The organism is Trichococcus sp., from assembly GCF_055118575.1.
Window position 1 is genome coordinate 1 of sequence record NZ_JBSQPW010000009.1, and the last position, 12,338, is coordinate 12,338.

General features: G+C 42.8%; 14 protein-coding genes. 1 reads left to right on the forward strand and 13 read right to left on the reverse strand.

The window, feature by feature from the left end; genetic code table 11:
- Positions 1–243: 243 nt before the first annotated feature.
- From ACTCCX_RS03640 to ACTCCX_RS03680, 9 genes are all read right to left on the reverse strand, one after another.
- Positions 244–1,167: a hypothetical protein gene (locus tag ACTCCX_RS03640; protein ID WP_463274783.1), complete on the reverse strand. Its 924-nt coding sequence runs from the start codon at positions 1,165–1,167 to the stop codon at positions 244–246.
- Positions 1,168–1,248: 81 nt separating this feature from the next.
- On the reverse strand, positions 1,249–1,845 hold the full coding sequence (locus tag ACTCCX_RS03645; RefSeq protein WP_463274784.1) for a hypothetical protein: 597 nt from the start codon (positions 1,843–1,845) through the stop codon (positions 1,249–1,251).
- Entirely contained in the window at positions 1,842–2,612 is a 771-nt protein-coding gene (locus ACTCCX_RS03650; protein WP_463274785.1) for a hypothetical protein, read from the reverse strand. The genes ACTCCX_RS03645 and ACTCCX_RS03650 overlap by 4 nt, the downstream gene beginning before the upstream one ends.
- A 38-nt stretch (positions 2,613–2,650) precedes the next feature.
- The gene (locus ACTCCX_RS03655) at positions 2,651–3,619 is read right to left on the reverse strand and encodes a restriction endonuclease (RefSeq protein ID WP_463274786.1); all 969 of its coding nucleotides are present in this window, start codon (positions 3,617–3,619) and stop codon (positions 2,651–2,653) included.
- Positions 3,620–3,843: 224 nt separating this feature from the next.
- Entirely contained in the window at positions 3,844–4,707 is an 864-nt protein-coding gene (locus ACTCCX_RS03660) for a cysteine ABC transporter substrate-binding protein (RefSeq protein ID WP_463274787.1), read from the reverse strand.
- Between the two features lie 37 nt (positions 4,708–4,744).
- Positions 4,745–5,488 carry an amino acid ABC transporter ATP-binding protein gene (locus ACTCCX_RS03665; RefSeq protein WP_463274788.1) on the reverse strand — a complete coding sequence of 248 codons (744 nt, stop codon included), beginning with the start codon at positions 5,486–5,488 and terminating at the stop codon, positions 4,745–4,747.
- 16 nt (positions 5,489–5,504) lie between these two features.
- The gene (locus ACTCCX_RS03670; RefSeq protein ID WP_463274789.1) at positions 5,505–6,182 is read right to left on the reverse strand and encodes an amino acid ABC transporter permease; all 678 of its coding nucleotides are present in this window, start codon (positions 6,180–6,182) and stop codon (positions 5,505–5,507) included.
- Positions 6,163–6,822 carry an amino acid ABC transporter permease gene (locus tag ACTCCX_RS03675; protein ID WP_463274790.1) on the reverse strand — a complete coding sequence of 220 codons (660 nt, stop codon included), beginning with the start codon at positions 6,820–6,822 and terminating at the stop codon, positions 6,163–6,165. The genes ACTCCX_RS03670 and ACTCCX_RS03675 overlap by 20 nt, the downstream gene beginning before the upstream one ends.
- Positions 6,823–7,266: 444 nt before the next feature.
- Positions 7,267–9,162, reverse strand: a complete 1,896-nt coding sequence (locus tag ACTCCX_RS03680; protein ID WP_463274791.1) for a S8 family peptidase — start codon at positions 9,160–9,162, stop codon at positions 7,267–7,269.
- Between the two features lie 300 nt (positions 9,163–9,462).
- Here ACTCCX_RS03680 and ACTCCX_RS03685 point away from each other — a divergent pair, with 300 nt between their 5' ends.
- Positions 9,463–9,738 carry a GNAT family N-acetyltransferase gene (locus ACTCCX_RS03685; protein ID WP_463274792.1) on the forward strand — a complete coding sequence of 92 codons (276 nt, stop codon included), beginning with the start codon at positions 9,463–9,465 and terminating at the stop codon, positions 9,736–9,738.
- A gap of 296 nt (positions 9,739–10,034) precedes the next feature.
- Here ACTCCX_RS03685 and ACTCCX_RS03690 read toward each other — a convergent pair whose 3' ends face one another.
- The 4 genes from ACTCCX_RS03690 to ACTCCX_RS03705 all read right to left on the reverse strand — a co-directional run bounded on the left by ACTCCX_RS03690 (position 10,035) and on the right by ACTCCX_RS03705 (position 12,311).
- A complete protein-coding gene (locus ACTCCX_RS03690) occupies positions 10,035–10,250 on the reverse strand; it encodes a helix-turn-helix domain-containing protein (protein WP_463274793.1) in 216 nt (71 codons plus the stop codon).
- Between the two features lie 10 nt (positions 10,251–10,260).
- Positions 10,261–10,740: a DUF2975 domain-containing protein gene (locus tag ACTCCX_RS03695; RefSeq protein ID WP_463274794.1), complete on the reverse strand. Its 480-nt coding sequence runs from the start codon at positions 10,738–10,740 to the stop codon at positions 10,261–10,263.
- 329 nt (positions 10,741–11,069) lie between these two features.
- Positions 11,070–11,906: a Cof-type HAD-IIB family hydrolase gene (locus ACTCCX_RS03700; RefSeq protein WP_463274795.1), complete on the reverse strand. Its 837-nt coding sequence runs from the start codon at positions 11,904–11,906 to the stop codon at positions 11,070–11,072.
- Between the two features lie 21 nt (positions 11,907–11,927).
- Entirely contained in the window at positions 11,928–12,311 is a 384-nt protein-coding gene (locus ACTCCX_RS03705) for a VOC family protein (RefSeq protein ID WP_463274796.1), read from the reverse strand.
- Between the last annotated feature and the right edge of the window lie 27 nt (positions 12,312–12,338).

Genomic DNA, 12,338 nt, shown 5'->3' on the forward strand with positions numbered 1-12,338 from the left:
CCTATTCGCTTCCCTATGGGAAGCTAGTGAACTTTGGGAGACAAGGATACGGGGAAAACCGACCGAATCAAAATGAACGAAAGCTTGACGACAGTAGAGTAAATGGAGATAAATTGACATAGTTCATAATTGTTACAATCTAGAGAAAGTCATCTTTCTGCGGGAGCTTAAGAATTTTTTTTGCTTTTTTTCAGAAAACAGTTTAGATGAAGACCTGCAAATGTTTATGCAACACTAGTGACATTATCTAATTAAATTCACCCATCTTTTAATCGCTTCAGACAAATAATTTACACTGTTTAAGTCCATAGCAAAGTCAAACAGTTCTTGGTTGTTTATTTCGTGAATTCTTGTATTACCATTTCCACTAAATTTGCCTTGAGTAGTCATTAGCCACACTTCACCATTGGTGCTGATACTAATATAATCATTTTTGTTAAGATTATTATTTCCCTTCTTGACCTGCACAAAAGCCTTTCCCCCAGTTTTTGGCTGTATCAGTACAAATTCATATAACTCAGTGCCCTGTTTATTTGTGGAAGGTACTACTATATATCCATATTTATGATTCAACCATAAAGCCAGTAAATCTTCACAGTCGCTGGGACTTAGGTAATTATAAAATGTTTCTTGGGTTTTTCCGACAGTCACGTTATAGTAAACGCCTTCTTTTTGGTTGTATAAATTTTGACTAAATTCCTCAATACCTTCTTTTCGAATACGTTGGCACACCATGCCCCTAATGAAGGCTGTTGCTACCGCTCCGGGGATATCACTTTCATCTCCGGCCTGTATCCACTTTACATTTGCCCATTGATTACATGCATCGTTCTCATATGCAGCTTTAATAGAATCATACTTCCAATGAGCATTCTCATCTATTCTGCAAAAATAATAAACTCCCTTTGACCTCATCCAGACAATATCATCTTGTGAAATATCCAAAAAATTATTGAGATTTTTTGGTAATCTGTTTGTGCCAATATCTTTCTCAAGACTTTTTTTATATTGGTCAATGGTTGGAGTAGGATATTGTGCAAGCAATCTCTCTCTCGTACCGGATTCCAAACTCCAACCCATCGCAACAACACTATTATCCAGACAAAATTGACCGATATTATGTTGACCTTGACCACCTGTTAATGTTTGCAATCGCCATACTGTCATATGTTTATGCTCCTCAGTTCACATTATTTTTGTGTTTTCATCCCAACTTCTCTGGCACATCGTTCCTCTGGTGAAGCTTGATTAATTAGAGAGATACAATTTCTCAAAATTATCAAATATTTTTTCTTTCACATTTTCAGCATTTACACTCATCAAAGGTAAATGCATAAAACTTACCTTTCTGACGCCAGCGTAATATTGATCTGCTATTTCTTTTGTTTTTGGTGTAGCTACGAATATTTCCTCTCCATTCTTTTGGATCTCCATATCGTCTGTTTCTCTTATAGGATAATAAAAATGCTGATGATTAGAAGGCGAAGTTCCTTTTTCCCACGAAGCTATATCCTCATATTCGAATTTTGACAAGTAAATAGTGGGCATCTGTTCGAAGTCTTCATCATTGTGCAGCATGATTTCCATGGCGTATATTGGACCATCGCGCCACTCATTCTTTAGCTTTTTGTCCGATTCTCTTTGGAACAGCAGAATAAAATCATCGATACACCATCCGTAGTAATTGCTGCTAGACTGCCACTTTAAAAATTTTCCATTTACAGTTTTGTAGTTAGTATTTTCATCCGCAATGGTCCGACAATATTTCATCAGCATATCAACATTTTTATGAGTCTCATGTACTGCAATAAAGGCATTCCGGATATTTTCATCAACTGAGTTCATAATGTATTTGCCCCCTTAATCGTGCTGTCCGTTTCAAAGTTGGAATCTAAAGAATTCGTTGCACAGAATGAATAAAACTTTTCTTGATCGATATCCACATCAAAATCTACATGTATGTCTTTGAAACTTTCGAATCCTTTTTTCGTCAACAAGGAAATGAGATCATCGATAATAACTTGGTAATACCTATCATCTAGTTTCAATTTTTTCAACTCTACCAAAATACTTTGCCAGGAAATATACGCCATCTGAACATCAGTGCTGATAATGTTACGGTTTACTACATCGTTATAGACATTTCGACAGGATTCACTATTTGCGATAAAAAGTAGAATTTTTGTTTTACCTGCACCTTTTCTTGAAACGATTCGTGACTCTTTTGAGAGCTGATTTTTACTTGGTTCTGCTTCGATGGATTGCTTATCTGTTTTATAAGAGTTATCTATATTATCATCAGATGATAATCCGCTTATGTATTTCACTTCGATACCTATGATTGTATCATCGAAATTCAGCAAAGCATCAATTATGCCTTCCTCATCATGTGGCCAAAACTCTAATTTATCGCTCCAGAATTCAGCCTTAATTTCTCCAATTAAATCGCCTACTTTACTTGGATACACTCCAGCTGACAAAATATTCCGCAACGCTAAATCAAACGGGATGTACCTCAATGCTCCGAAAAAGTTTCCAGTTAGGTTATCTTCTAAACTTTCATTCAAATTATGGCCTGTTTGCCACAGTTTTCCTTTAATTTCAGCAATCATATTTGCATCCCCTTTTGAATGTCATAGCTCACTATCCCTTAATAAAGATTGTTCTCCTCGAAATAGTCTTCATCAATTTTAAGCAATTCTATTTTTTTATGCGTTTGGACACCCACCTTGTACTTCAGCATCATATCGGTCAATTGAATGCCATCAACAAGAACAATTCCTTGACGCATTGCATACTCGGTCGCAGATTTAGAGAACCGAGAAGTTGTGATAAATACGCCTCTATCAGCATTGATGCCCGCTAAGGCGCCATAGAAACCTTGAATGTCCGGTCGTTGAATAATGTTGTCTTCCTTATATCGCTTCGCTTGTACATACACTGTATTTGTTCCTAATGGATCTTGATTAATAATGCCATCAATACCGCCATCATTAGACTTACTTGTCACCATCGCATTGCCATTAGGTCCAACGTAGCCCATGGTGTCGAGTAAATCGATTACTAATTTTTCGAAGAAATAAGGATTGATGTTTCTAATTTTATCCAACAATTCTGTCGCGACTTCGTTGTTAACTTTTTTTGCAAACTCAACTATGCGGATGCGTTCATCAATGGGATCTTCATCGTTAACTTCATCAGCTAAAATATTGTCATTCTCATTTCTGACTTTCATCTCCGCTTCATATTTCTTATATTCGGGAGTCCTTTTCAGAATGTCTTTCGTCAACGTATCCTTATTTTTGCTGAGTAGGTCAATCCCAGATTCGGTAATGGTATAGGTAGCTCGTCTGGGTCTTATGATTGCTCCTGCTTTATACAAATCAGATAGGGCAAAACTGAAACGATTCTCAAGCACGCCCTCTGCATCGGGATATTTTGGATATTTTATTCCTATAATTTCAGATGGAATATCTAAATACTCAAAAACTGCTTTCGAAATTTGTTTATTCGTTCTCTCAGATTCATCCTTCAAAACCAATAATATGTATGGATAGAGTGAATCATAAGTTGGAATACCATCTTTTGATTGCTTTAATTTTTTCCAATCCTTATTCACTATGCACTTCGCCTCCATCTCAGTCCTTGTAACAGACTCTTGCCAACAGCCTATCCTGTTTCTATGTGCTGTTTTTCCTTAATGGCATTTTAATTATCTCAATGATTGACATATTGAGCAACAAGTAAATAATTTAAACGTAAAAAGGCCGGAACCGAAGTCCCGACCTTGTATTTCTTAGAAGATACTTTTATCGCAGACTTAGCAGACAATTGCATCTCTTTTTATTGATTTATGAGGACGGAAGCCGGATCAATATCGGAACTGAACGCTGGCGCTAATGTCTTTTCGTATGCTTCTGCGATAAAGCCACTTTCATTCAACGTGTCAATCTCTTCATTCACCCATTCCAACAATGCTGTGTCGCCTTTAGCTACTGCAGGCGCGATGGTATCTTCGTTTCCGATGGCTTCAACTCCTGCGACAAAACCAGGATTTTCTTTGATCCAACCGAAGATCAAGGTATTGTCATGTGCCAAAGCGGCGCCACGGCCATCCAATAATGCTTGGAAAGTTTCTGTGTTTTGTTCATAGACCAACAGCTCGATATCAGGGTAATTTTCTCTGAAGTAAGCTTCAGCGGTTGTTCCTTTGTTGACGATCAGTTGTTTGCCTTCCAATTGGGAAACATCCGTGATGACATCACCTTCGGGGGATACGATGCCGATGGATACTTTCATATATGGATTGGCGAAATCAACTACTTCGGCACGTTCAGGTGTGACGGTGAAGTTGGCCATCATCAGATCAACCTTGCCTGTTTCCAGATATTCCACACGGTTTGCCGCTTCCGTGATGACCCATTCGATTTTTGAAGAGTCCCCTAGCAGATCTTCTGCGATTTTTTTGGAAATCTCAACGTCGAAGCCTTGGTTATCTCCGTTCGCATCCACATAACTGAATGGAGGTTTGTCGCCGAATACGCCGATGCGGATGACGTCATTTTCTTTGATTGTGTCAACTGTCGTTTTATCTTCAATATTGGCAACGGAGCCTTCTGAAGAATCACTTGTTGCGCCTGCGCCGCAAGCCGCTAGACCCACTGTCGCTGATAATATGGCTAATGATTTGATAAATTTGTTTCTCATTCTTCATTCCTCCAATGTTTTTTTCTATATTGTCTTTCTATTGAAACCTGAATGTGTTGATGAATTCGTTGGCCCTTTGCGATTGTGGCTGCTTGAAAAAAGCTTCCGGATCGTCTGAAACTTCAACGATGTTCCCTTTTTCCATAAAGACGATTTTATCGCTGACTGCCTCTGCAAAAGCCATTTCATGGGTGACGATCAGCATGGTCATGCCATCCTTTGCCAAATCGAGGATGACATTCAGCACTTCCCTGATCATCTCCGGATCAAGTGCTGCCGTCACTTCATCGAAAAGCATGATTTCTGGGTGCGTCATCAACGCACGTACAATTGCAACACGCTGTTGCTGCCCGCCGGACAATTGCCGTGGGAAGCTGTGTGCTTTATCTTCAAGGCCAATCCGTTTCAGCAACGCCATAGCTTCTTCGGCCGCCTCATCCTTTTTGCGCTTTTGGACTTTCAAAGGCGCCAACAGGACATTGTCAAGGACCGTCATGTGCGGGAACAGGTCATACTTTTGAAAGACCATTCCGATTTTCTGCCTGACTTCTTTCCAATTCGTCCCTGCTGCGGCTATTTCTTTTCCATCCAGCAAGATACTGCCTGATTGGATTTCCTCTAGACCATTGATGCAGCGTAAGGCAGTCGATTTGCCGCATCCTGATTGGCCGATGATGGTCACAACTTCCCCTTTAGCGATATCCAACTGGATATTAGTCAAGGCCTGAGTTTCCCCGTAATACTTATTTACATGACTCAATGTTAATATTGGGCTTTCCAAGGTTTTTCACCCCTCCTCACTCTTGCCATTTCGATTCAAGTTTTTTGGATAATTTCGATAACGGATAACAGACGATGAAGTACAGGAAGAAAATCAACCCATAGATCCAGAAGGAGGCACTCGGGTAATCCTTCACGGATACTTCAATCACTTGCTGTCCGACTTTGATGACTTCGATAATCCCTATAAGCGGCAACAGGGCCGTGGTCTTCACCATCCTGGTAGCCAAATTTATGGCCGGTGGAACGATGCGCCGCACTGTCTGAGGAATAATGACATACACATAGAGTTGCCCTGCAGACAATCCCAATACCTGGCCGCTTTCCCATTGGATTTTGGGAATAGACGTGACAGATGCTCTGACAATATCGGCCATTTCAGCTGTTCCCCAGAAGGTAAACACGAAAATGGCGACCACCCTGTTATCAATATGGATGCCTGTCCAACGTGTAAGGCCGAAGTACAGGATGTACAGCATCACCAATACGGGGACAATCCGGACGACCTCGAGGTAGAATCTTGTGACGAATCGGACAACGATATTTTTGCTTGTCATGAGCATTCCGACCAAAAGTCCCAATACGAATGAGAGTACGACTGCTATGATTGCGATAAAAATTGTTTGCCCAAGGCCTTCCAGGATACGCTGCAGATTTTGACCTTTAAATAAAATGTTAATTCCCGAATCCTGCAAAACGCAACCTCCTTTCGATGAAATGGATCAAAAGGGATATCGGCAATAAAAACACCAGATAAGTTGTGACCATCAAGAACAGCGCTTCATTGGTTTTGTAATACAAGCCCATGATATCTTTTGCGATAAAAACCAGGTCTGCTAAGGCGATTGCGCTGAACACGGAGGTTTCCTTCAGCAAAAAGATGATGTTCGCCCCGATGCTGGGAAATGAATTTGCGATTGCCTGCGGGAATATAACGTACAGGAAAGTTTGAGTGTTTGATAAACCCAGACTGGACGCTGATTCCATCTGAATATTTGGGACGGATTCCAAACCGCCTCGTATCGCTTCCGCAAAATAGCTGCCTCCCAAAAAGGTTAACCCCAATATGCCGCAGACCTCGGCGCTCAACTGGATACCGACTTGCGGCAAGCCAAAATACAGAAAAAACAACTGGATCATCAATGGGGTATTCCGTGACAATTCGATGTATCCTTCAAAAAACTTTGATAAGATAGGCAATTTATAATAGCGCACAATACTGATGATCAAGCCTATGACAAAAGCAAAGATGATTCCGATCCCACCAATGCGCAACACAAGGAAGGCCGCTTCCTGATACATGGGGATAACCTTTCTAATAAAATCCAAGTCCATTGTTTACCTCCAATCCTTTATTGCTTTTTTACAGCCTCTGATCATCACTTCACAAATAAAAATACTGTCCTATATATCAGGAAGCCGCGATTACTTTATAGCCTTTTTCAGCTTTTAACGTTTGCTTGTATCAATCTACTAAGACATTATTTCTGCAAAAAGATGATTAAATCAGCAATTTTCTATCGTATTTTTTCGATTGAGTTACTATTCACATATGGTATCATGACTGCCAATAAATGAATATCATACAGAATCGAACACTCCTGATAGGTTTTACCGAACAGGCAGTTGCTATTTTGACCACCTTTTTTGGATAAAGTGTCTAAACTGAATGCAGTAAAAAAGACTTGAACCCTCTGCAAGTAAAGGTTCAAGTCTTATAAATAGCATTGTAGCCATGGGTGTCTAGCTATTCCCCAGCAAAGATAGCTTGATGTTTTATCATTTAGTTATCGAATATGCCGTCTGATTAGCAATGGTGCAGCTTACTCCACCTATAACCACACTATCGACAACGAAAGTGAACGTTCGTTGATCAGTCGACTGGATTAGTTTTTCGGAAGCGAATGATACCGTCCCGCTTTTTCCGGTGATCCCGGAATCAGTACCTGTAGTCGCTTCCTCCCAGTGGCCGATGACAGTTGCATCAGCTACTTGGGCACCGGCTTCCATGACCTTCACTTTGGCTGTCGCCCACACCTGATTTATTTTGTTTATTTTTCTGGTTGTAGCGCTCATTTGGACAACCACATCAACTGTTCTTGCAGGTGCAGCTGTAGGTTCAACATTAATGGTCACTGTTGCAGTGGCAGTTGCGTCCTTACTGTCCTTCACTTCATACGTAAAGCTATCCACGCCTGTGAAGTCAGCGTTCGGTGTATACGTGATATCTGGCCCTGTCCCACTTACTGTTCCGCTTGACGGAGCTGATGCAATCGAATAGGTCAGAGAATCACCGTCCGGATCTGCAGCGATGAGTGTGATTTCTACAGAGGTGTTTTGCGTTGTGTCAACAGTTTGGTCGTACGCCACAGGTGGATTATTTGCAATCGATCCAATCCCCAGCGCTAAGGAAGCGTCCACCAATCCGTAACCGTATAATTTATCCTTACCGATTTCCCCCAAATCCAGAGCTGTTCCATTCATTTTATTGCGGACTGCCTCCGCTGTATAACTCGGATCGGCTGCCATCAACAACGCTGCGACACCAGCGACATGCGGGGCAGCCATTGATGTTCCGTTTGCTTCTATGAAGTACTCGCCTGCATAACCTGCGAACGAAAACGGCTGCGGACCTAATAGGTTGACCCCATCTTTCCATGTAGACAGAACGGATACACCTGGCGCGGCTATTTCAACGTCCGAGCCCGTACTGGAAAAACTAGCCCGCAGATTATTTCTGTCGACAGCTGCTACAGCTACTACAGAATCATATCTGGCCGGATAACCGACGTTATTTCCGTTGCCCGCAGCACTCCCTTCATTGCCTGCAGCGCCTATATGCAGAACCCCGGAGCTGGCTAATGCATCAAAAGCTGCCCCGAGCTGGGACGAATTGGATCCTGTGCCGTAGCTGTTATTTGTGATGCGTATGGGAGAATCGGGATGCGCGGCATTATAATTCTGAATCCACTGAAGTGCTTCAATGATTCTGCTGGCAGTACCAAACCCATTTTCATCCAGAACCCTGAGGTCTATCATCTGTACGTCTGGCGCAACGCCAACGATCCCAAACCCGTTGCTCGCTGCAGCAAGCGTTCCTGCCACATGGGTACCATGCCCATAAACATCCTCTGGAAAAAAGTCATCCGAAACGAAATCGTAACCCAATTCATTTGCGGAAAAGTCAAAGTTATCGCTCAGGTCAAAATGGTTAAAGTTCACCCCGGAATCCAAAACGGCAACCTTGACCCCATCACCAGTATGACCAGCTGCATGCGCTGCACCTGCGCTGATATGCTTCACACCCCAACTGTTCCCAAGCTCGTTTTCCGGCTCATATCCAAGTGCCTGCACTTGAATATCCGATTCGACTACTTCCACTTGCGGATTATTTTTCAGGGCTTCGATGGCTTTCACAGGAAGTCTTCCGGAAATCGCTGGAATAATGGTGAAAACATTGCTGACGTCACCGCCTAGGCCTTTGAATGCATGCAATTCCGCCTGACCAGGTTTATCTTTGAATCTTACAATCACATCCTGAAAATTAGCCGCGCTATTTTGGGTTGCCGCTGCCTCGGATGATGACTGGGATGCCATTGCCTCAGTAGTTACCGATGTATAGCTAGAAATAAACAAAAATGTTAATGCGACTGCATAAAATCTTTTCGAAAACATATTATTTCCCCTTTCTTTCTATCAAAAATCGACCATGGATGTCGGTTACGCCACAAATAAAGCAATTATGAATAGTGCTGAATTCTATTTTGGTATCAACAATTATAAGGTTTAATTCCTAGCGCAATATTTTTATTGTATACCTTTACATCATTGATTTACAAGTAGAAGTTTCGTTTAGTCATGACTATCTTTTCAAGACGAATCGCTTGACTGGTATCCGTCGCAGGAATAATATGAAATGGAAAATGGATATTGAATGCTGGAAATACATCAAAAAAATAAAAAGGAGATCAGACAATGAACTTTAATAGCGGCGACTTACGTTTCTACAAAAAAGATGAGAACGAAAATTTAATCTGCGAAATCACCTATTCCATTGCAGACAGCAGCATGATCGTCATCGACCGTACCTTTGTGAATGACGATTACCGTGGCCAGGGAATTGCCGCGCAGTTGGTTGATCGCGTGGTCGAAATGGCCAGGGAGGAAAACAAAAAAATCATCCCCCTCTGCCCTTTCGCCAAGGGTATGCTCGAAAGAAACAGCTCACTCTATGCTGATGTAATGAGCTAAGATTTACCCCGCGAAAAACCATTTAGCGGGGTAAAATGTATAATAGCAACACGAGATACCCCGTTAAGTTGATTTTGGCGGTTTTTCTGACTGTTATTTAAACGGAAATAGCCCGCCAAAAACATTTTGGCGGGCTATTTCTAATCCTATATTCAATTCTGATGCTATTTTCTTTACTCACCATAGTAAAAGAAACCCTAATCTAACAGAGTTCCTTCTGTGAAGCATATAGAATGTTCGCACTAATCTAGAATAAGAGTTTCCCCTGTTTTTTAGGTCACGCTGACGCATATCCGCTATTCCTCTTCATCGGCCCGGTATTCCAGAATGTCGCCTGGTTGGCAGTCGAGGGCCTTGCAGATGGCTTCCAAAGTCGAGAAGCGGATCGCCTTGGCTTTTCCGGTTTTCAGGATCGACAGATTGGCCATCGTGATGCCGACGCGCTGCGACAGTTCGGTGACGCTCATTTTCCGTTTGGCCAGCATGACGTCTATATTGATGATTATTGCCATTTTACGCACCTCATATCGTGTAGTCGTTTTCTTGCTTGATTGCGATCGCATTTTGCAGGAGTTTCTGAAGGACAGCGGCAAAAACGGCAATCACCATGCAGGCGAAAATGATGATCAGGCCGATCAGCACTAGGCCGGGTGCATCATCAAGATCGCCCATCATGAAAATGAGCGGCATGAACAAAATGAACAAGCCGCCGATCGCAGCCGCACAGAATTTGATGTTCTTCAGCACCTGCACCGTCAAATCGGAAAATGCCAGGTCCTGATCGATGAAGCCCAGCAGCCTGAAGACTTGGTACAGAGCGAAGAAATAGATGCCCACAGATGCATACAAGCCGATCATGAAAGGATACTGCAGATAGGCAAGGCTTGGGACCATTTCTACCAGGAAAGCCGCAATTTCCGGGATGATAAAAATGCAGAGCGCCAATACCGGCAGTCCCAACAGGAAGACGACCGTTTTCAAAAAGAGTGTTTCTCGTTTCATTTGCACAACACCTCGTTTGGATTTGTTACTGTTATTTTAGCCCTTTATTTATCGTTTATCAATAATTAATTATTCTTTTAAACAATTCTTAACGAACGTACTCCAATGCTATGGACGCGAATTACCGGTGAGGAAGTCCTCGCCGGTAATTCCTACTTCATTTGGCTGATAATTCCCGGTGAAGCTGCCCTCGCCGGGAAATAGGCCCTCATTTTCCGGATAATACCCGGCGAAGCGCTCCTCACCGGGTATTATCCCTGTAACCAGAAAAGCCAAACCGCATCCAAAGTTAAGGATGCGGCCTGGCTTTTTTTCAGTTTATTCTGTTCTCACAAGTATCTTTCCAGCATATGGGCGATGCCGTCTTCGTTGTTGGATAAGGTGATTTCGTTCGCGTTTGCTTTCAGGGCGTCGATCGCATTGCCCATCGCGACGCCGACCCCTGCGTAGGCGATGATGGAAGCATCGTTCTGCCCATCCCCGAATGAGATGACTTGCTCGGCATTGATCCCCAATGGCTGCAGGGTTTTGTCCAAAGCAAAAGCCTTATCGATGCCTTTGTCGGCAATCTCGAAATAGAACGGCGCCGAGAAAAAGCCATTGATCCGCCCTTCAAACGGCCGCATGATTTCCTGCCAGTTCTGCGTCAAGTAGTCCGGCTCCCCGGCGATGAGGATCTTATGCAGTGGGAAATCGACAAAGTCCGCCAGATGCTCCACTTCGCACAACTTGAAACCACCGCTTCGCGACTCGTATTCTATGATGTTCCTCAAGCCGTGCGGCGGCGCGGTGATCATGCAGTCATACACGTTGTTCACATACATATATTCCTTATGCGCAATCATCGGTTTGACCTCGAATTTTTCCAAGTGCGTCAACAGCGCTGCGCCTATTTCTTCTGAGATGCTTTGGCTGAACAGCATCTCATCCGTTGCACAATCCGTCACGCAGGCACCGTTATTGGAAAGCAGTAGGCCATGATAGTGTTCCATCTTCAGTTCTTTTGAAAATTTCAGCATCGCGGGCAACGGCCTGCCGGATGCCAGCACAAGTTTCACTCCGGTCTCCTGAGCCCGCAATAATGACTCCCTCGTCTTTGGCGTGATTACTTTCTGGTCATTCAACAAGGTGCCGTCGATATCCAAAACGATCGCTTTCAGATCCATTCCATTCACCTCATGCTTTCTCTATATCGTGATTTCGATTCTGTTGCCTTCCGGATCGCCGATGACGGATTCATAATAGCCGTCGCCGGTCACTCTACATGGGCTCAACAAAGGATAGCCGGCATCGACCAACTTTTGCGTCAATGCGTCCACTGTTTCTTTGCTGCCTACCGAGATGGCCAGATGGGCGAAACCCAATATTTCATTTGTTTGAGCGCCTTTGATTACATCTTGGCGCTGCATGATTTCCAATCTGGCACCATCCGCGAACGATAAGAAATAGGAATGGAATCCCGATTTCTGGTTATGGTACTTTTCACCTGCTGTAGCCTTGAAGTAATCACAGTAGAATGCTTTCATTTTTTCCAAATCCGCAGTCCATAGACCGATATGTTCTATTTTCATCAAAAAACCTCCTTGATAACTAACGTT